19 protein-coding genes are annotated in these 18,571 nt (G+C 63.3%); 14 read left to right on the top strand and 5 right to left on the bottom strand.

Annotated elements, in window-relative coordinates; all coding sequences use genetic code 11:
* Positions 1-116 precede the first annotated feature (116 nt).
* On the bottom strand, positions 117-569 hold the full coding sequence (locus LUA85_RS02395) for a hypothetical protein (protein ID WP_231466743.1): 453 nt from the start codon (positions 567-569) through the stop codon (positions 117-119).
* Between the two features lie 126 nt (positions 570-695).
* Here LUA85_RS02395 and LUA85_RS02400 point away from each other — a divergent pair, with 126 nt between their 5' ends.
* From LUA85_RS02400 to LUA85_RS02410, 3 genes are all read left to right on the top strand, one after another.
* Positions 696-1,379: a Crp/Fnr family transcriptional regulator gene (locus tag LUA85_RS02400; protein WP_231466744.1), complete on the top strand. Its 684-nt coding sequence runs from the start codon at positions 696-698 to the stop codon at positions 1,377-1,379.
* Positions 1,380-1,470: 91 nt separating this feature from the next.
* Positions 1,471-2,202, top strand: coding sequence for a monofunctional biosynthetic peptidoglycan transglycosylase (mtgA, locus tag LUA85_RS02405; RefSeq protein WP_231466745.1), 732 nt, complete (start codon positions 1,471-1,473; stop codon positions 2,200-2,202).
* Between the two features lie 90 nt (positions 2,203-2,292).
* Positions 2,293-4,608: a CDC48 family AAA ATPase gene (locus LUA85_RS02410; protein ID WP_231466746.1), complete on the top strand. Its 2,316-nt coding sequence runs from the start codon at positions 2,293-2,295 to the stop codon at positions 4,606-4,608.
* A 165-nt stretch (positions 4,609-4,773) separates the two neighbouring features.
* Here LUA85_RS02410 and LUA85_RS02415 read toward each other — a convergent pair whose 3' ends face one another.
* Positions 4,774-6,174 carry a sensor histidine kinase gene (locus LUA85_RS02415; RefSeq protein WP_231466747.1) on the bottom strand — a complete coding sequence of 467 codons (1,401 nt, stop codon included), beginning with the start codon at positions 6,172-6,174 and terminating at the stop codon, positions 4,774-4,776.
* 93 nt (positions 6,175-6,267) lie between these two features.
* Here LUA85_RS02415 and rpmH point away from each other — a divergent pair, with 93 nt between their 5' ends.
* The 7 genes from rpmH to dapE all read left to right on the top strand — a co-directional run bounded on the left by rpmH (position 6,268) and on the right by dapE (position 11,611).
* On the top strand, positions 6,268-6,402 hold the full coding sequence (gene rpmH / locus LUA85_RS02420) for a 50S ribosomal protein L34 (protein ID WP_231466748.1): 135 nt from the start codon (positions 6,268-6,270) through the stop codon (positions 6,400-6,402).
* Positions 6,403-6,440: 38 nt separating this feature from the next.
* Positions 6,441-6,845, top strand: a complete 405-nt coding sequence (gene rnpA, locus LUA85_RS02425; protein ID WP_231466749.1) for a ribonuclease P protein component — start codon at positions 6,441-6,443, stop codon at positions 6,843-6,845.
* Positions 6,842-7,051 (top strand): membrane protein insertion efficiency factor YidD, encoded by a 210-nt coding sequence (yidD, locus tag LUA85_RS02430; protein ID WP_231466750.1) that lies wholly within the window; start codon positions 6,842-6,844, stop codon positions 7,049-7,051. Before rnpA ends, yidD begins: the two co-directional genes overlap by 4 nt.
* A gap of 79 nt (positions 7,052-7,130) precedes the next feature.
* Positions 7,131-8,918: a membrane protein insertase YidC gene (yidC, locus tag LUA85_RS02435; RefSeq protein WP_231466751.1), complete on the top strand. Its 1,788-nt coding sequence runs from the start codon at positions 7,131-7,133 to the stop codon at positions 8,916-8,918.
* 38 nt (positions 8,919-8,956) lie between these two features.
* Positions 8,957-9,577: a ribosome biogenesis GTP-binding protein YihA/YsxC gene (gene yihA / locus LUA85_RS02440; protein ID WP_231471741.1), complete on the top strand. Its 621-nt coding sequence runs from the start codon at positions 8,957-8,959 to the stop codon at positions 9,575-9,577.
* A 250-nt stretch (positions 9,578-9,827) separates the two neighbouring features.
* The gene (locus LUA85_RS02445; RefSeq protein ID WP_231466752.1) at positions 9,828-10,490 is read left to right on the top strand and encodes a glutathione S-transferase family protein; all 663 of its coding nucleotides are present in this window, start codon (positions 9,828-9,830) and stop codon (positions 10,488-10,490) included.
* Positions 10,490-11,611, top strand: coding sequence for a succinyl-diaminopimelate desuccinylase (gene dapE / locus LUA85_RS02450; protein ID WP_231466753.1), 1,122 nt, complete (start codon positions 10,490-10,492; stop codon positions 11,609-11,611). The genes LUA85_RS02445 and dapE overlap by 1 nt, the downstream gene beginning before the upstream one ends.
* On the opposite strand, the gene LUA85_RS02455 is transcribed toward dapE, so the two are convergent.
* From LUA85_RS02455 to LUA85_RS02465, 3 genes are read right to left on the bottom strand one after another with little or no spacing between them, the layout of a single operon-like run.
* Complete coding sequence (locus LUA85_RS02455) at positions 11,595-12,161, bottom strand: Smr/MutS family protein (RefSeq protein ID WP_231466754.1); 567 nt, start codon at positions 12,159-12,161, stop codon at positions 11,595-11,597. The two genes, dapE and LUA85_RS02455, sit on opposite strands and share 17 nt — an antisense overlap.
* Complete coding sequence (locus LUA85_RS02460; protein ID WP_231466755.1) at positions 12,161-13,387, bottom strand: murein transglycosylase A; 1,227 nt, start codon at positions 13,385-13,387, stop codon at positions 12,161-12,163. The genes LUA85_RS02455 and LUA85_RS02460 overlap by 1 nt, the downstream gene beginning before the upstream one ends.
* Positions 13,388-13,396: 9 nt before the next feature.
* On the bottom strand, positions 13,397-14,080 hold the full coding sequence (locus tag LUA85_RS02465; RefSeq protein WP_231466756.1) for a Tim44/TimA family putative adaptor protein: 684 nt from the start codon (positions 14,078-14,080) through the stop codon (positions 13,397-13,399).
* Positions 14,081-14,317: 237 nt separating this feature from the next.
* On the opposite strand from LUA85_RS02465, the gene secB reads away from it, so the two are divergent.
* The 4 genes from secB to LUA85_RS02485 all read left to right on the top strand — a co-directional run bounded on the left by secB (position 14,318) and on the right by LUA85_RS02485 (position 18,379).
* A complete protein-coding gene (secB, locus tag LUA85_RS02470) occupies positions 14,318-14,851 on the top strand; it encodes a protein-export chaperone SecB (protein ID WP_231466757.1) in 534 nt (177 codons plus the stop codon).
* Between the two features lie 52 nt (positions 14,852-14,903).
* Positions 14,904-16,475 (top strand): murein biosynthesis integral membrane protein MurJ, encoded by a 1,572-nt coding sequence (gene murJ / locus LUA85_RS02475; RefSeq protein WP_231466758.1) that lies wholly within the window; start codon positions 14,904-14,906, stop codon positions 16,473-16,475.
* 11 nt (positions 16,476-16,486) lie between these two features.
* Positions 16,487-17,506, top strand: coding sequence for a tryptophan--tRNA ligase (gene trpS / locus LUA85_RS02480; RefSeq protein WP_231466759.1), 1,020 nt, complete (start codon positions 16,487-16,489; stop codon positions 17,504-17,506).
* Positions 17,507-17,677: 171 nt separating this feature from the next.
* Positions 17,678-18,379, top strand: a complete 702-nt coding sequence (locus LUA85_RS02485) for a DUF4136 domain-containing protein (protein WP_231466760.1) — start codon at positions 17,678-17,680, stop codon at positions 18,377-18,379.
* The last annotated feature ends 192 nt before the right edge of the window (positions 18,380-18,571 follow it).

Genomic DNA, 18,571 nt, shown 5'->3' on the forward strand with positions numbered 1-18,571 from the left:
ACGATGCGAAACCCCTGCCGCCGCGCTTGACCCAAGCAGAATCACAGGTTGCAATGACAATCGCAACGAATTTCGAAGAATTATCGTTAATTCCAGCGAAATTCCGCCGACAGGGTTCATGACAGGCCGATAAGATCGTGTCCGCGCGCCATTGCCGATTTGACTGGAATATGACGCAATCGTGCGCGGGTGAAGCCATCGCGGCACATTACCAGCGGCGCACCGTCAAGATGATGGCCGGGCAAGGCCTCGCCATCGCGGGAGACCCGAATCGCCCATCCCCACCGCCGTCTGTCCGATCCCATGCTAAGAAAAGCATCGCACTGAAACGCAAGACATGGCGCACGCAGGGCACCGGGAGCCGACAGCAGCCGGGCGACGTTGGCTTCATCAAGATGGAACCGTGCGACATCGCGGTCGTCTTCATGGGGTACCGCAATGCCGCCAACCGGCGTGACAATGAGGAGAGAGGGCCTTAGCACTGCCTCGCCTACACGCTTGATCTCGATATCGAGTGGACCGGGTCCAGATTTCCAGATCAGGTAGCGGTGCATCTTCTCAACGGTCATTGCGGTCGATGCGGTATGCTCCTTTCACACAAATGGCGCCGTCGCCCAGAACACGGTCATCCTGTGATTATCGACACATTCGTTACGCGCCCTATAAGGCACCGTTTCGGGGGGAATCTGGATTTTATGCCGCCTGGTGCAGAAACTAAGTCGAACCTGACCGTCCCCGATGAGGTGCGGCAGATCCTTGCCGACAACGGCAGGCAGGTCCGTGTGCGCAAGGGGCACGTCCTCCTGGCGGTGGGCCTGCCCGCGAGCGATGTCTACATGGTGCTCGATGGCGCGTTGAGCGTGTCGCTGGTTTCGGCGCAGGGCCGCGAGACCGTGTTGCGATCGATCGGGCCGGGCGAGATTTTCGGCGAACTGGCGGCTATCGATGGTGAGCCTCGCTCGGCCGACGTGGTGGCATCGCAGAACAGCAGCCTGCTGGTCATTCCGGGCAAGACGTTCATCGCCCTGATCGGCCAGCAGCCGGTGTTGAGCCTGTGGCTGGCGCGCTATCTGGCGCATCAGGTGCGTTACCTGACCAACCGCATCTACGAACTTTCGACGATGGCGGTCGGCACCCGCCTTCAGGCTGAACTGCTGCGGCTGGCAGATGGTCCCGACGCCAAGGGCGCCGCAAGCATCGCGCGCATCCCGACGCAGGCGGAACTCGCCGCGCGCATCGGCACCAATCGTGAAACCGTTACGCGCGAATTCACTTTGCTCGTGCGCGAACGGCTGGTGGTGAAGGAAGGGCGCCGGATCGTGATCCCCTCAGTCAGCAGACTGGCAGAGCGGATCAAGCGCTTCTCCCAGGTGGCCTGACACACCTCCGGCAAACGGTCTGACAAAGGTGCTCCGCAATCTTTCCGGTGGATTGCCAGACGGGGCTGTTCGCGGATAGGTTTGGCGGCCTATGGTGGATGAACTCAAGAACCTGCGCCGACCTGCGGCTCGCTCGTGGACGCCGACCGGGCCGATCGGCCGTCTCGGCTGGTTACTCGCGCGATTGATCGCCGCGTTCCTGTTCATCTCGGTCGCGCAAGTGGTGATATACAAGTTCGTGCCGGTGCCCACCACGCTGACCATGCTGATGGACGATCACCCGGTAACCAAGGACTGGACGCCGCTGGACCAGATTGACCGCGATATGGTGGCCGCTGTGATTTCGGGCGAGGATGGCAAGTTCTGCCTGCATAACGGTTTCGATCACGAGGCAATCATGCAGGCGTTCCGGCGCAACGCCAAAGGCGGGCGGATCCGTGGCGGTTCCACGATCAGCCAGCAAACCGCCAAGAACGTGTTCCTGTGGCAGGGCGGCGGCTATCTGCGCAAAGGGCTGGAAGCGTGGTACACCGTCCTGATCGAAACGATCTGGGGCAAGCGCCGGATCATGGAAGTCTATCTCAACGTCGCCGAAACCGGCATCGGCACGTATGGCGTTGAAGCAGGCGCGCAGCGTTATTACGGAAAGAGCGCGCGCAAGCTCAGCCCGGTGGAGGCCGCCCGCATCGCCGCCGTGCTCCCCCTGCCCAAGAAGCGCGAAGTCAACGGCGCGGGCGGGTTCACCCGGCGGCACGGCAATTCCATCGCGCGCCGCGTGGCCGTGGTGAAGAACGAGGCGCTGGACGCCTGCGTCTACCGATAGGCAACCTTCACGCCATTGAGGCGTTTGAAATCCCGCGTCCGCGTTCCCACATCGGTTCGGGACGGCAGATCAAGGGGATTTCCAAGGATCATGGCAGAAGCTGCAACCGAACCCCGGACAGAGGCGCGCACCGTGCGCCTGCAGGTCGCGGGCGCGCGTCAGGAAGAAAGCGGACACGGCATCGCGCGGGTCAGCCGCCATGTCATGGCGCAGCTTGGCGTAACCGAGGGCGATGTGATCGAGATCGTGGGCAAGCGGTCCACCGCCGCCCGCGTGATCCAGCCCTATCCCGAAGACGAAGGGCTTGAACTGATCCGGCTCGACGGGTTGCAGCGCGCCAATGCCGATGTCGGTTCGGGCGAGCATGTCGAAGTGCGCAAGATCGATTCGCGCGCTGCGCAGCGCGTGGTGTTCGCGCCCGCACAGAAGGACTTGCGCCTGCAAGGCCCGGCCGTTGCTCTCAAGCGCAACTTTGCCGGGCGTCCGCTGGTGATGGGCGATCTGGTCGCCACCGCAGGCCAGCAGCAGGTCAGCCGTGACGATATGCCGCCGCAATTGCGCCAGATGCTCAACGCGCCCGCCTTCGCACTCACGCAGATCCGCCTGACTGTCGTGTCCACTGTGCCGAAGGGCGTGGTGCATATCGACGAAAATACCGAGGTCGAACTGCGGCCTGAATATGAAGAACCGCGTTCAAGCCGCGCCGATGTCAATTATGACGACGTGGGCGGCATGGGCGATACCATCCGCCAGTTGCGCGAGATGGTGGAACTGCCCTTGCGCTATCCCGAACTGTTCACCCGCCTTGGCGTCGATCCGCCGAAGGGGGTTCTGTTGCATGGCCCGCCGGGCACGGGGAAGACGCGGCTGGCGCGCGCGGTGGCGAACGAAAGCGATGCTTCGTTCTTCACCATCAACGGTCCCGAAATCATGGGGTCTGCCTATGGCGAGAGCGAAAAGCGCCTGCGCGAGGTGTTCGAGGAGGCGACCAAGGCCGCACCTTCGATCATCTTCATCGACGAGATCGATTCGATCGCGCCCAAGCGCAGCGAAGTGCACGGCGAGGCGGAAAAGCGGCTGGTCGCGCAATTGCTCACCCTGATGGACGGGCTGCATTCGCGCACCAATCTGGTCGTGATCGCGGCGACCAATCGCCCTGATGCCATCGACGAGGCGCTGCGCCGTCCGGGCCGGTTCGATCGCGAGATCATCGTGGGTGTGCCCGACGAATCGGGTCGTCGCGAAATCCTCGGCATTCACACCCGTGGCATGCCGTTGGCTGAAGATGTCGACTTGCAGGAACTGGCGCGGACCACCCACGGCTTTGTCGGCGCAGACCTTGCGGCGCTGACGCGGGAGGCGGCGATCGAAGCGGTGCGCCGGATCATGCCCAGGCTCGATTTCGAGCAGCAGACGATCCCGCAGGACGTGCTCGACAATCTTGCCGTGGATCGCGAGGATTTCGTGCAGGCGCTCAAGCGTGTGCAGCCATCGGCCATGCGCGAGGTCATGGTGCAGGCCCCGACGGTTGGCTGGGCCGACATCGGCGGGCTGGATGATGCGCAGGAAAAATTGCGCGAAGGCGTGGAATTGCCGCTGAAGAATCCCGAAGCCTTTCATCGGCTCGGCATTCGTCCGGCCAAGGGCTTCCTGCTTTATGGCCCTCCCGGCACCGGCAAGACCTTGCTGGCCAAGGCGGTTGCCAAGGAGGCGGAAGCCAACTTCATCTCGATCAAATCGTCCGATCTGCTGTCAAAGTGGTACGGCGAGAGCGAACAGCAGATTTCGAGGCTGTTCGCCCGCGCCCGACAGGTTGCGCCGTGCATCGTGTTCATCGACGAGATCGACAGCCTGGTGCCCGCGCGCGGCAGCGGACAGGGCGAACCTCAAGTGACCGCACGGGTGGTCAACACCATTCTTGCGGAAATGGACGGGCTGGAAGAACTGCAATCGGTCATCGTGATCGGCGCCACCAACCGCCCGAACCTTGTCGATCCGGCTTTGCTGCGTCCGGGAAGGTTCGATGAACTGGTCTATGTCGGTACGCCAAGCCCGGCGGGACGCGCGCACATCCTGCGCATTCACACCAAGGCGATGCCGCTGGCCGATGACGTGGATCTCGATCGGGTGGCGGCGGAGACGGACCGATTCACCGGCGCCGATCTTGAAGACGTGGTGCGTCGTGCAGGCCTCAACGCCATCCGGCGTGCGGGCGGAGACGTGCGCAGCGTAACCGCAGCGGATTTTACAGAGGCGCTCAAGGATTCGCGCGCCACGGTGACGCCGCAGATGGAAGAAGAGTACGGCCGTATGAAAGGCGAACTGAAGAAGCGCGCGATGGAACCCGGCCCGCTGGGCTTCATCGTGCCGGGAATGGTCCAGCCCCGCCGCGAATCGAAGCATTGAAACTGCCGCTGACGGGTTGAGTCTGGAGCATGGGACGTTCAACCTGAATTATCGTCATTGCGAGGCCCAAGGCTGAAGCAGTCCAGAGCTTTGTGTCCGACGCCGTGGATTGCCGAGTCGGCTTCGCCTCCTCGCAATGACGATTCCCGATTTGCGCACGCTAACCTAGCTGCCCTCGCCCGTCAGCGGGAATGCCATTTCCACCACGATCCCGCCTTCGCCGAAACGCCGGGTGATCGTGCCGCCAAGCTGGCGCTCGGATGAGCGGATCAGTGCCGAGCCGAAGCCTTCGCGGCCCTGTTCGGGCGGTGCCGATCCGGCCTCGCCATGCTCCTCCCACAGTACGCGCGCATGCCCGCCGGTGCATTCCCAGCTTACTTTCAGCAGCCCGCCGGGCTTTGCCCACGCGCCGTACTTGACCGCGTTGGTCACCAGTTCGTGCAGCACCAGCCCCAGCGGCACGGCGTGGCGTCCCGGCAGCACCAGCTCGCCGCCCGACAATTCGCAGCGCTCGCTGCTCGATTTGTACGGCGCGATCACCTTGCCGATCAGATCGGCGAAGTCGACCGTCTGGTCCTGCCCGGCACCTTGCGTCACCTCGTGCGCGGTAACCAGCGCGTGGATGCGCTTGGCGATGCGATCCACCGCAGGGGCGGCGGCGGCATCGCCGCGCGCGCTCATTTTCACGATGGCAAGGATCACCGCGAACAGGTTCTTGACCCGATGGTTGAGTTCCTTGGCAAGAAGATCTGCCCTGTCGCGCGCCTCGGCAATCGCGGCTGCGCCTTCGGCCAGCGCTTCGGCCTCCGCCTTGCGAATCGCCTGCCACAGCCCAAGTGCAAGCGCGCAGACGATCACCACGAACAGCGCCGCCAGCGATGGCAGGATGCGCGCTTCGGCATCGGCGGCCTTGACCACGGCGTTGTTAAGTCGGACCTGTTCGATCGCTTCGAGTTGTGCCACTGCGCGGCGCAAGCCCTGCATCGCCAACTGTCCTTCGTCAGACAGAAAGCGGGCATGGGCATCGGGAATGCGGCGTTGGTCGACCAGCGTGACAATGCCTTCCATCTCGGCCCATTTGGCATCGCCCAGCCGCGCGATTTCGGCAAGCAGGCGGGCCTGATCGGGCGGCAGATCGTCGCCCATCTGCCTGCGCAGGCGCGCCATGCCGTCGGTATAACGCCTCTCCCCTTCGCGATAGGGCGCCAGATAGCGGGTATCGCTGGTGATGAAGTAGCCGCGCTGGCCGGTTTCGCCGCTGATCGTGGCGCGCAGGATATCGTCGAGCGAGGCGATGATGGAGCTGGTCCGTGCCGCCTGTTCGCGCTGTGTGCGTTCGATCTCTACCGTGGTGAGGATCAGCGCAAACGTGCCCAACAGTGCCAGGGCCACCACCACGAACAGCGCCAGCGTGGGAATGCGCGGCGCGCGCTGCCACCAGCGCGGTCTTAACGCGATGCTGCCGGATTCGGTGCTCTCCATCATCTGGCGGTCCGTAACCGGTCCCGGCCACGCCCGCAACGCATTGAGACGCTTGGCCTTGCCGTCACAGGGTTGACGCAACACGGCCGTTCCCCTATCGGCCACAGCCTGATTCCGGCACGTCGCGCTTGCGGCGGTCAATGCCTGTTCACCGACTTTATTGAGAAGAGCAAACAGATGAAGCGCACTTTCCAGCCCAGCAACCTCGTGCGTGCCCGCCGTCATGGCTTCCGCACCCGTTCTGCTACCGTCGGCGGTCGCAAGATTCTTGCTGCCCGCCGTGCGCGCGGCCGCAAGAAGCTGTCGGCCTGAACGCAGCCAGCTACCTTCCGAAAAGTGAGGGCGCGGGGATGACCCGGATCGCCACTATTCGGAACCGGGCGGACTTTGTTGCCGCCAATCGCGGAATCCGGGTCGCAAGGCCCGGATTCGTGCTGTTGGTGAACCGTGATTCCGTGCCTGAAAGTGCCGGCGCGGATTTGCGCTTCGGGGTGACTGTCACCAAGAAGATCGGCAATGCGGTTGTCCGCAACCGCATGAAGCGTCGTTTCCGTGCCTTGCTGCGCGATGCTTTGCCAGTTTCGGGCATTCATGGGGCCGACCATGTGATGATCGGTCGCGAAAGCGGGGTGGAGCGCGATTTCGCGGCGTTGCGCGATGAACTTGCCGTAGCGCTCGCGCGCGCTGCCGAGGGCAAGGGCGATCCGCCGCGCAGGCGCCCGGATTCGGGCAAATCCCGCAAGCCGCGCAAGTGAAGCGCCTGCTGATCCTGATCGCGCGGGGCTGGCAATTGGGGCCTTCACGCATCTTGCCGCCCTCGTGCCGCTATAGCCCTTCGTGTTCGCATTACGCGATCGAAGCGCTGGAAAAGCATGGCGCGATTAAGGGTGGCTGGCTGGCGGCGAAGCGGCTATTGCGCTGCCACCCGTGGGGTGGGCACGGCTACGATCCGGTTCCATAGGCCGGTGCCATAAGCCCGTTCCCCGATTGAAATTACCGGCTGCGAATTGCGCGGCAACGACTGACAGGACGCGAACACGGTGCAGAATCAGCGTAACCTTATCCTGGCCGTAGTCCTGACCGGCCTGCTGCTGCTTGGTTGGGATTCGGCCATGCGCTGGTTTTATCCCGCGCCCGTCAAAAAGCCTGTGGCCGAAGCGACAGCGCCTGGCACAGCGCCAAAGCCCACGCGCGAAGGTGGTCTGGTCAATCCGGCTGACGTGGCGCTGGAGAAAAAGGACCTGCGCGCCGAACTGGCGGCGGGCAACCGTGTGCCCATCGATGCGCCGGGCCTCAAGGGCTCGATCAATCTCAAGGGCGCGCTCGTCGATGACGTGACGCTGGTCCGCCACACCGAAACGGTGGACAAGGCCAGCGCGCCGGTACGGCTGTTCTCGCCAGCAGGAACGCCCGCGCAGCATTTCGCCCAGATCGGCTGGGTGGGTGAAGGCGTGGTGGCACCCGATGCGAACACGGTGTGGACCGCCGAAGGCGCGAAGCTGACCCCGCAGACGCCGGTTACGCTGCGCTGGAGCAACCCGACCGGGCAGACTTATACGATCCGTTACGCCATCGATGCCGACTATATGATCACCGCGACGCAAAGCGTTGCCAACGCTGGCGTTGCACCGGTCGTGGTGCGCCCCTTCGCGCTGGTCAACCGCACGGAAAAGACATCGAGCATCGATACCTGGCAGTTGCATTCAGGCCCGATCGGCGCGCTCGACGGCTCGGTGAACTTTGACAACAACTATTCGACCGTCGCCGAAGCGCCCGGTGGGGTGGTTCCCCTGAAGGGCATGGCCAACTGGATCGGCTTTACCGACATCTACTGGCAGTCCGCCCTGATTCCCGATGGCAATGCCAAGGCCGAAGCGGCCTTCCGCGCGCTCGGCCAGGGCATCTATCGTGCCGACCTGATCTATCCCACCGTGTCGGTGGCACCGGGCAAGGTCCAGTCGCAGACCCTGCGCCTGTTTGCGGGGGCCAAGGAGAACGCGGTCCTCGAAAAGTATGAGGAAGCGGGCGTTTCGAACTTCAGCTATTCGATCGACTGGGGCTGGTTCTCGTGGTTCGAAAAGCCGATTTTCTGGCTGCTCGATTCGATCTTCAACAAGGTCGGCAACTTCGGCCTTGCGATCATCCTGCTGACCCTGGTGGTGCGCGGCGTGATGTTCCCGATCGCCCAGCGCCAGTTCGCCTCGATGGCGGCCATGCGCGCGCTGCAACCCAAGATGAAGGCGCTGCAGGAACGCTACAAGGACGACAAGCAGGCGCAGCAGCAGAAGATCATGGAATTGTACAAGGAGGAGAAGGTCAACCCGCTTGCCGGGTGCCTGCCGATCTTCCTTCAGATTCCGGTGTTCTTCGCGCTGTACAAGGTGCTGACGCTGACCATCGAAATGCGCCACCAGCCGTTCGTGCTGTGGATCAAGGATCTGTCCGCGCCCGATCCTGCGCATATCCTCAACCTGTTCGGCCTGCTGCCGTTCGATCCGCCCGGCTTCCTCGCCATCGGCGTGCTGGCGATCCTGCTCGGCATCACCATGTGGCTTCAGTTCAAGCTGCAACCTGCCGCGATGGACCCGGCGCAGCAGCAAATCTTCGCGTTCATGCCCTGGATCATGATGTTCGTGATGGCTCCCTTCGCGGCGGGTCTGCTGATCTACTGGATCACCTCGAACCTGCTCACCATCGCCCAGCAGAAGTATCTTTACAGCAAGCATCCGCAATTGAAGGCGCAAGCTGACAAGGACCAGATCGACGTGAACCGCGTCGTCACCCGCGAACAGAAGGCTGCTTCCACCCGGAAGCCGAAAACACCTTGACCCCTGAAGACATCGAAGCAGCCGCCATCAAGGCCGAAATGATCGAACGCGCGCGTCTGCTGTTTGCCGGGCGGATCGAGTTCCTCAAGTCCGCGCCAGCGCTGCATTTCCTGCCTGATCCTGAAGTGCCGGAAATAGCCTTTGCGGGCCGGTCGAACGTGGGCAAATCATCGCTGCTCAACGCGCTGACCGGGCGCAAGTCGATTGCGCGTACCTCGGTCACGCCGGGTCGTACGCAGGAGTTGAATTTCTTCGAAGTGGGCGATCCCACGCTGCTGCGGTTGGTTGACATGCCCGGCTACGGCTTTGCCAAGGCCCCGCCCAAGGTGGTGGAGCAATGGCGCAAGCTGGTACGCGATTTCCTGCGCGGCCGCGTCGTGCTCAAGCGCGCGCTGCTGCTGATCGACGCGCGCCACGGCATCAAGGACGTCGATAGCGAGATGATGAAGATGCTGGATGAGGCCGCTGTCGGCTATCGCGTCGTGCTGACCAAGGCCGACAAGATCAAGGCCAGCGAACTCGATCAGGTCTATACCGAAACGCTCGCCGCCGCGCGCAAGCGCACCGCCGCCTATCCCGAAGTGCTGGTCACCTCATCCGAAAAGAAGATGGGCATCGAAGACCTGCGCGCCGCGGTACTGGCCGACAGCGAGATTTAGAGCGCCGTGCGGTCAATCTGAATCGTCGTCATTGCGAGGCCGAAGGCCGAAGCAATCCACACCCTTTGTGTCCGACACTCTGGATTGCCGCGTTGGGCCCGCCTCCTCGCAATGACGATTTCTGATTTGCGCCCACAGATATAGAGACACTTCCGACTTCGCTCGACACGAGCGCCTTTGTGGTTTGTTCAGTCTCGACACTTCAAAACTGAACCGCTACGCGCCTGTGCGACGCAACAGGGCGAGCGCGATGAAGCTGATCATCGGTAACAAGAACTACTCAAGCTGGTCGCTGCGCGGCTGGCTGGCCGCCAAGCAATCGGGCCTGACCTTCGAAGAAATCACCGTGCCGCTTTATGGCGAGGACTGGGACGAGGCGCGCCGGGCCGACGATCTTGCCCCGTCATCGGGCAAGGTGCCGATCCTGTGGGACGGCGAAGCGGTGGTGTGGGACAGCCTTGCGATCATCGATTACCTGGCGGACAAGGTCGGGCGCGACCGCTTCTGGCCCAAGGACGATGCGGCGCGGGCGATGGCGCGTTCGATGGTGGCCGAAATGCATTCCAGCTATCTGCCCTTGCGCCGCAGCCTGCCGATGAACATCCGCAAGCGCGTGGAAGGCATCGAGATCAAGCCCGATGTGCGCGCGGACATCGTGCGTATCCTGACGCTGTGGGCCGAATCGCGCGCCCGGTTCGGCAAGGGTGGGCCATTCCTGTTCGGCGCGTTCAGCGCTGCTGACATTATCTATGCCCCCGTTGTCTCGCGCTTCATGACGTATGGCGTGGGCGTTCCCGGTTTTGCCCTGACTTACATGGAAGCAGTCTGGACTCACGACTGGATGCAGGCATGGATCAACGCCGCCGAAGCTGAAGGCTGGGTGATCGAACAGTTCGAGGAGCCTGCCGTCTGATGCCCGATCCCGTCCTTCTTGCCGAACGGCTCATCGATTGCGAAAGCGTGACGCCCGCCACCGGCGCTGTGTTCGATTGCCTTGCCGGAATGCTGGAGCCGCTTGGTTTCGCGATTCACCGCTTCGTTGCGGGGGAAGCGCCCGATGGCCCGGTCGAGAACCTGTTCGCCATCCGCAAAGGCCCGGAAGGATCGCGCCACTTCGCATTTGCCGGTCATCTGGACGTGGTGCCGCCGGGCGAGGGCTGGGCGTCCGGCCCGTTCAAGGCTGAACGGCGCGGTGAACTGCTTTACGGGCGCGGCGCGGTGGACATGAAGGGTTCGATCGCTTCCATGGTGGCGGCCGTGGCCGACATTCCGGCAGAGGCGGGCACAATCAGCTTCATTATTACCGGCGATGAGGAAGGGCCTGCACGGTTCGGCACGGTTCCGCTGATCGACCTGATCCGCGAGATGAAGGCCGAGCCGGACCTGTGCCTGGTGGGCGAGCCGACATCGGTTCACCGGCTGGGTGACATGGCCAAGATCGGGCGTCGCGGTTCTGTGAACATGTGGATCGCCTGCAAGGGCGCGCAGGGGCACGTTGCCTATCCGCATCTTGCCGACAATCCGATCCCGCGCCTGATCGCCTTGCTGGCCGAACTCGATGCGCTGGTGCTGGATGGCGGCACGGCATGGTTCCAGCCGTCGAACCTTGAAGTGACCGATCTCGACGTGGGCAACAAGGCCACCAATGTGATCCCGGCAGAGGCGCGGGCGCGCATTTCGATCCGCTTCAACGATCTGCATTCGGGCGCGACCCTGGTGGCCATGGTCGAGGAAATCGCGCGCCGCCACAAGGGCGAGGTGCGCGCGGTGATTTCAGGCGAAAGCTTCATCACGCTGCCGGGCGAATTTTCGACGATCATTGCCGAAGCGGTAAAGGCAGAGACGGGCCTTGATCCCGAACTTTCGACCAGCGGCGGCACGTCCGATGCGCGGTTCTTGCGCGCGCTGTGCCCGGTGGTGGAATTCGGCCTGTGCAACGCCACGATGCACAAGAAGGATGAGGCGGTGGCGATGGAAGATCTGCGCGTATTGCAGCGGATCTACACCCGAATCGCGATCAGCGCGCTTTCCTGAGCACGATATAGACTGCGCCCGCGCCGCCATGGCGGGGCTGCGCCGCGCGGACGGCGGCGATCTGGCTGGCGTGGGGGCTGTGCGCGAGCCAATCGAGCAGCTTGGCGCGGATCACGCCGCGCCGCGATCCGCGCGCATCGTGTTCGTCATGCGGGCGGGGCTTCCCCGCGATCAGCAGGATCACGCGTGAACCCATGGCCAAGGCCTGCGCGATGCCGCCGTTGAGGCGGCCATGCGCGGCATCGAGGCCGAGGCCGTGGAGGTCTATCGTCACATCCGGCACGATCGCGCCGCGCGCCAGTTTGCGGTCCCACGTCGAATCGAGACCGTGGTTTTGCAGCGGCCGCGCGACCGGAGAGGGCGGTGGCGGCGGGACCGGAGGCGGTGGCACGCGGCCCTTGATCGCCTTGGGCGGCGCGGGAGCATGCACCACCGCCGGTTCGGCCAGCATCGGCCTTGCCTTGCGCACCGGGTGCAAGGGTACGATGGTGGCGGCGACCTTCTGCCACAGTTCTGCCTCTTCGGGCGAAAGACCGCGCGGGGGCCGCATCAGCGCTGACCCAGACGCGCCAGAGTGCCCTTGGGCAGGAGGATCAGGGCGCGGCCCCGCGCGCTCATGCCGCCAGCGATCTGCCGGGCTTGCGCGCCTGCGCCCCAGAAGCTGTCAAAACGGTTGGCACCCTGAATCGCGCCGCCGGTATCCTGCGCCACCCACAGCCCGCTCACCTCCTTGCGATCGACCTGGAGCCAGACCGGCGCACCCAGGGGCACGAATGCGGGGTCGGCGGCAACGGTCGAACGCCCGGCAATGGGCACGTTGAGAGCACCGACCGGGCCGGGACCGGTCAATTCACGGAAGAACACATAGCTGCGGTTCTGGCGCATCAGATCGCGGCCTGCTTCGGGAAAATCGCGCAAGTATTGCTGGATGCCCTGCATCGAGCCGGAATACTGGCCCGGCGCGCTGCCGATCAGCCCGCGTTCGCGCATGACTGATCCGATGCCGGTATAAGGGTGGCCGTTCTGCCCGGCAAAGCCGATGCGGATAACGCTGCCATCGGGCGCGCGCAACCGGCCGGAGCCTTGGATCTGCAGGAAGAACAGTTCGACGGGATCAGCAGCCCAGGCGATTTCGAGGCCCTTGCCGGCAAGTTCGCCATCATCGATCTGGCCGCGATCGTAATAGGGCACGAACACGCCTGCATCGTCATAACGGCCGAGCGGCATGCGGCCATCGGGAAGGGGCGGCGCATCCCCGGCGCGCGCGCGGACAAGATCGGGCGGCAACTTGTAAACGGGCACATCGTAGCCGGGCTGCCTTGTGCGGACGCCCGCGATTTCAGGTTCGAAATAGCCGGTGACGAAGGCATTGCCATCGCCCACTTCTGCGGTCTCGAAATAGGTCGTGAAGAACCGCGGTGCCTCGCCTTCGGGCCAGCCTTTGGCGGCGATACAGGCAGGCGCCCAGTCGTCGGGGCGGGTGAGGCCGGAATTGTCGATACGTTTGGTCAGGCGCGGGCAGGACTGGATGAAAGTGCGCAGCGCGGCGGCGGTATTGTCAGCCTTGAAGCCAAGACCCGATGCGAGCGGGCCGGGACTGACCCCGGCCAGGGCCGCGGTAGCAGCTTTTGTGGCGGGTGGCGCAATTGGCGCAGGTCTCGTCCCTTCGGGCACGAGACGCACGCAACCGGCAATCAGCGCAATCGCGAGGAGGAAAGCGGACCGGACAAGCCCTGACTTGCGCCGGATATGTCCGGTTACGCCATCCCCCCGCATCGTACTGGTTCAGGCTTCGTCGGTCTCGTCGAGCAGCCAGTCAGGATCGCGCGAGGTGAGGTCGCGGCGGAACGTCCACACGTCACGCGCTTCGACTGCATCGTCGAGTGTGCCGGCAATGACCGTGCCTTCGGCATCGCGCGTGACAGAGGCGATGTCTGCCAGGAAGCGCACGGTGATTCGCGCGGTCATGCCTTCGAGCGAGGCTGCGATGATGCGCGCTTCGTCGATGCGGATCAGGCGGGCATCGACCGTTTCCCCCGCAGCGACGCGCGCGTCGATCGCCGAGGCGAAGCCTTCGTACACATCGGCGTCACAAAGTTGCTGCAGTTCTTCCTTGTCGGCGCGCCAGAACGCTTCGAGAATCATGCGATAGGCGCTTTTCGACCCGGCGAGGAACTGCGCCAGATCGAAACGGCGATCCGCCGCAATGATCGCGCGGACGCCGATTTCGGCGCGGTTGTCGAACGTGTTCGGCTCTGGCGCGGCAAGTTCGCGCGTACGGGCGGCGTTCGCGCCGCCTTCGACAACGCGCTGGGAAACCGGCTGTTGCGGGTTGGCCGAAGGATCAGGCTGTTCGATCCGGCGGCGCACAGGCTCCTCGTCCCGCTCAGGCCGGCGGCCAAGGACGGAGTAGAGACGCAGGCCCAGAAAGGCCGCAATCATCGCCAGGATCACAATCTGAACAATCACGCGCTTTATTCCCGAACTGGCCACGACTTGCACCCGGCAAGTCTGGCATCATTCCAACCTGCCTTAAATAGGTACGGATTACAAATGAACAACGTGTGCACGGCCCTTTTGGGTGGTTCACTTGGGCAGGATTCGGGACCGCCTGCTTCAGGCGCGCCTGATACAAGGCGCATTGCCGCGCGATTGCCGCGGTGCTAGGCGCGCGGGCAAGGGAAAACCACCAGGAAAGCTGTCCTCATGGCCGACGAAGGCAACATCATTTCGAATCTCAATCTCGACGACCACAGCCATGGCGGCCCGCTGCCCAATGGCGAGGACACGGCGCCCGCAATCGGCCTGATCTCGCAATATGTGAAGGATCTGTCGGTCGAGAATCCGAACGCGCCGGAAAGCTATCAGTGGACTGAAGTTCCTGAAATGGCCGTGGACTTCAACATTTCGGCCCGCGCGATTCAGACCGAGATTCACGAGATCGAGCTGAAGATCAATGTGACATCCAAGGGTTCGCAAGGCACCGCGTTCATCGTCGAACTGGCCTATTGCGGCTTGATCGGCATGCGCAATGTGCCTGAGGAGCAGGCCCATCCGTTCCTGTTTGCCGAAGGCCCGCGCATCCTGTTTCCGTTCGCGCGCCGTATCATTGCCGATGCCGTGCGCGATGCAGGCTATCCGCCGATGATGCTGGAGCCGATCGACTTCAACGGGCTGTACATGCAGCAACTGGCACAGGCGCAGGCCACGGCTGACGCGGTTCCTGCGGGTCAGGCCTGATTTCGGGCTGCTTCCCCATTTCAGACGGGTTCTTTGATTTGGGGAAGCGGTCATGAATCTTCTCAAGGCCACCGGCACGATTGGCGGGCTGACATTGCTCAGCCGCGTACTGGGGCTGGTGCGCGACAGCCTGTTTGCGCGCTATGTGGGTGCAGGGTTTGCTTCGGACGCATTTCTTGTCGCGTTCCGGCTGCCCAACATGTTCCGCGCGCTGTTTGCCGAAGGCGCGTTTTCTTCCGCGTTCATCCCGATGTTCAACCAGAAGGTTGCCAACCCCGAAGGCAAGGGCTTGCGTGACGGGCTGGACTTTGCCGAAGCGGCGCTGGCGGTGCTGCTGCCGGTGCTGATCGTGATGACCGTGCTGCTGGAAGTGTTCGCCTGGCCGGTTACCCTGGTGCTTTCGGGCAGGTTCAACGGGGTAACGCCGGAACAGTTTGCCTATGCCGTGCAGCTTTCCCGGCTGACGATCCCCTATCTGATGCTGATCAGCATCGTGTCGCTGTTCGGCGGCATCCTCAATTCGATGCACAAGTTCTGGGTCAACGCGGCAGCACCGATCCTGCTGAACGTGACGCTGATCGTGGCGCTGCTGGGCTTTCATTCCGACGATCCGCTGGTCACCGCGCGCAATCAGGCGATCGGCGTTTCGGTTTCGGGCGCGTTGCAACTGGCGTGGCTGGCCTGGGCCTGTCGTCGCAATGGTGTAAGGCTGCGGTTGCGGCGGCCCCGGTTGTCGCCCGAAGTGAAGCGGCTGTTGAAGCTGATCTGGCCTGCTGCGGCAGGCGCAGGCGCGGTGCAGATCAACCTTGTGGTTTCCACCGCGCTGGCGGCATCGCTGCTGGCCAATGGATCGGTTACCTACATCTACATGGCTGACCGGTTGAACCAGTTGCCGCTGGGGCTGATCGGCATCGGCCTTGGCACCGTGCTGCTGCCGACGATTTCGCGCCAGTTGGGCGGGGGCGAGGAAGCCGCCGCGATGGAAACGCAGAATAGGGGCATGGAACTGGCGCTGCTGCTGACCCTGCCCGCCACGATGGCGCTGGTGCTGTGCGGTGAACCGATTGCCGCTGCGCTGTTCGGCTATGGCAAGTTCGATGCGATGGACACGCATTACACCGCGCAGGCGCTGGCCGCGTTTTCGATCGGGCTGCCCAGTTATATTCTGGTGAAGGTGCTGACGCCGGGCTTCTATGCCCGGCAGGACACGAAAACGCCGGTGCGCTATGCCACGATGTCGATGGGGGTAAACCTGGCGTTCAACCTCATCCTGATCCTGCCCTTGCAGCACATGGGGCCGCCGCTGGCCACCGCCATCGCTTCAACCGTCAATGTGTGGATGCTTTATCGCACCCTGGTAAAACGCGGACACTTTGTGGCCGATGCGCAATTGAAGCGCCGGGTGTGGCGGCTGGCGCTGGCGGCGCTGGCGATGGGCGGTGTGCTGTGGATGGGGCAGGGGCTGGTGATGCCCTATGTCCATGGCACATGGACGATCCGCCTTGCCGCGATGGCCGCACTGGTCACGTCCGGGGTGGTGGTCTATGGGCTGGCCGCCGTCTTGATGGGGGCGTTCTCGAAGAACGACCTCACGCTTCTCCTGCGGCGTCGCCGCGCAAACTGAAGGCCGATTGAATGCGTATCGTTTCCGGTATCCAGCCTACGGGCAATCTCCACCTTGGCAATTACCTGGGTGCGATACGGAACTGGGTACGCATGCAGGACGAGTATTCGGCCAAGGGGGGCCAGTGCCTCTACTTCCTGGCTGACCTTCATGCGATTTCCATGCCGCACAGCCCTGCCGAACTCGCATCGAACACGCGCGAGATGGTGGCGGCGCTGGTTTCGTGCGGGATCGACCCGGACAAGTCGATCCTGTTCAACCAGGCGCAAGTGCCCGCCCATGCCGAAATGCAATGGCTGCTGAACGGCACCGCGCGGATGGGCTGGCTGAACCGCATGACGCAGTGGAAGGACAAGGCGGGCAAGAACCGCGAAGGTGCTTCCGTGGCGTTGTTCACGTACCCTGTGCTGCAGGCCGCCGACGTGCTGCTGTATCAGGCGACACACGTGCCGGTGGGCGAGGACCAGAAGCAGCATCTGGAACTGGCGCGCGACGTGGCGCAGAAGTTCAACAACGATTTCGCATCGGTGGAGGCGCCGGTGTTCACCCTGCCTGAACCGATCATTCCGCCCGAAGCCGCGCGGATCATGAGCCTGCGCGATGGCAGCGCCAAGATGAGCAAGTCCGATCCTTCAGACATGAGCCGGATCAACCTGACCGATGACGCCGATGCGATCATGCAGAAGGTCAAGAAGGCCAAGACCGATCCTGAGCCGCTGCCCGCCACGGTTGAAGGACTGGCAGGTCGGCCCGAAGCGAACAATCTTGTCGGCATCTACGCTGCGATGGCGGGGACAACGCCTGCCGCCGTGCTCGCCGATTTCGAAGGCAAGGGCTTCGGCCAGTTCAAGCCTGCACTGGGCGAATTGCTGGTGGAGAAGCTCGCGCCGATGGCAGCGCGCTATCGCGAACTGCGCGAGGACCGTGAGGCGCTGGATGCGATCCTGTGCAAGGGCGCGCTGAAGGCTCGTGATCTTGCGGCACCAACGCTGGCGCGAACCTATGAGGCGCTGGGGCTTGTAAGGGGCTGATTGCCAACCTGAATTGTTGCAGAACATTAACGTCGTGCAACTTATGTTGCAGGCGGCATTCAACGTGCATTCAGCACCTCCCGTCCATAAGTGCGGCATGCTAAACAGGCCTGCGTCCGATAGGTTCATGCGAACTTTGGTGCGGCGGACTGCATTTGAGGAGTCGCAAGAATGAAAACCCTTTTGCAGAAGAAGCGACAGCGCCTTGCCGGGCTGGTCGCCGTTCCGCTGCTACTGGCCGCGCTGGGTGGCTGTGCCACGCCGTTCAAGGCTGACGTGCAGCGTTACCAAAGCCAGTTGCCCGCACCGCAGGGCCAGACTTTCGCCATCGTGGCTGACGATCCCAAGGACGCGGGCGGACTGGAGTTTTCGCAGTATGCGTCGCTTGTCGCCGCGCAGATGCGCAAGCTGGGCTATGCGCCCGCCAGCCCTGAATCCGCCGACATGATCGTGCGCTTCGATTACGGCGTCGATCAGGGCCGGGACCGCATCCGCCAGACCGGCTTCAACGATCCCTACTGGGGCGCGTGGGGCGGCTGGGGTGGCGGCTATTGGGGCCGTCCGGGCTTCTATGGCCGTCGCGGCTGGGGCTATGGCTGGTATGATCCGTTCTTCTTCGGCGGTGGCGGCTTCGGCAATTCTATCGACGTGGTGACGGTCTACACCAGCGGGGTGGACCTGAAGATCGATCGTCGCGCCGATGGCCAGCGTCTGTTCGAAGGCAAGGCCGAAGCGGCCTCGCAATCGAACCGCCTGTCCTATGTCGTGCCGAACCTGGTCGAAGCGATGTTCACCGACTTCCCCGGCAACAACGGCGAGACGGTGCGCATTTCCATCGCGCCTGAAAAGAAGACGGTGAAGAAGGTCAACTGACCCTTCTACCTGCTGGAAAACGAAAGGGCCTTGCAGCGATGCGAGGCCTTTTTGCTGTTTAGAGCCTGATGACATTAGATTGACCCACCCTGACGGAGTCGATTTTGGTCTGTGGGGAGGCGTGAGGAGTGAGCGATGCCGTAGCATCGTGATCGACGAGCAACGCTCCCACAGGGCAAAATCGGCCCGCCC

The organism is Novosphingobium sp. CECT 9465, assembly GCF_920987055.1.
Taxonomy (GTDB): domain Bacteria; phylum Pseudomonadota; class Alphaproteobacteria; order Sphingomonadales; family Sphingomonadaceae; genus Novosphingobium.

Excerpts from the sequence above, each read along its gene's own strand:
- LUA85_RS02395 (WP_231466743.1), bottom strand. The coding sequence starts at position 569 with ATGACCGTTGAGAAGATGCACCGCTACCTGATCTGGAAATCTGGACCC.
- LUA85_RS02400 (WP_231466744.1), top strand. The coding sequence starts at position 696 with ATGCCGCCTGGTGCAGAAACTAAGTCGAACCTGACCGTCCCCGATGAG.
- mtgA (WP_231466745.1), top strand. The coding sequence starts at position 1,471 with ATGGTGGATGAACTCAAGAACCTGCGCCGACCTGCGGCTCGCTCGTGG.
- LUA85_RS02410 (WP_231466746.1), top strand. The coding sequence starts at position 2,293 with ATGGCAGAAGCTGCAACCGAACCCCGGACAGAGGCGCGCACCGTGCGC.
- rpmH (WP_231466748.1), top strand. The coding sequence starts at position 6,268 with ATGAAGCGCACTTTCCAGCCCAGCAACCTCGTGCGTGCCCGCCGTCAT.
- rnpA (WP_231466749.1), top strand. The coding sequence starts at position 6,441 with ATGACCCGGATCGCCACTATTCGGAACCGGGCGGACTTTGTTGCCGCC.
- yihA (WP_231471741.1), top strand. The coding sequence starts at position 8,957 with ATGATCGAACGCGCGCGTCTGCTGTTTGCCGGGCGGATCGAGTTCCTC.
- LUA85_RS02445 (WP_231466752.1), top strand. The coding sequence starts at position 9,828 with ATGAAGCTGATCATCGGTAACAAGAACTACTCAAGCTGGTCGCTGCGC.
- dapE (WP_231466753.1), top strand. The coding sequence starts at position 10,490 with ATGCCCGATCCCGTCCTTCTTGCCGAACGGCTCATCGATTGCGAAAGC.
- LUA85_RS02455 (WP_231466754.1), bottom strand. The coding sequence starts at position 12,161 with ATGCGGCCCCCGCGCGGTCTTTCGCCCGAAGAGGCAGAACTGTGGCAG.
- LUA85_RS02460 (WP_231466755.1), bottom strand. The coding sequence starts at position 13,387 with ATGCGGGGGGATGGCGTAACCGGACATATCCGGCGCAAGTCAGGGCTT.
- secB (WP_231466757.1), top strand. The coding sequence starts at position 14,318 with ATGGCCGACGAAGGCAACATCATTTCGAATCTCAATCTCGACGACCAC.
- murJ (WP_231466758.1), top strand. The coding sequence starts at position 14,904 with ATGAATCTTCTCAAGGCCACCGGCACGATTGGCGGGCTGACATTGCTC.
- trpS (WP_231466759.1), top strand. The coding sequence starts at position 16,487 with ATGCGTATCGTTTCCGGTATCCAGCCTACGGGCAATCTCCACCTTGGC.
- LUA85_RS02485 (WP_231466760.1), top strand. The coding sequence starts at position 17,678 with ATGAAAACCCTTTTGCAGAAGAAGCGACAGCGCCTTGCCGGGCTGGTC.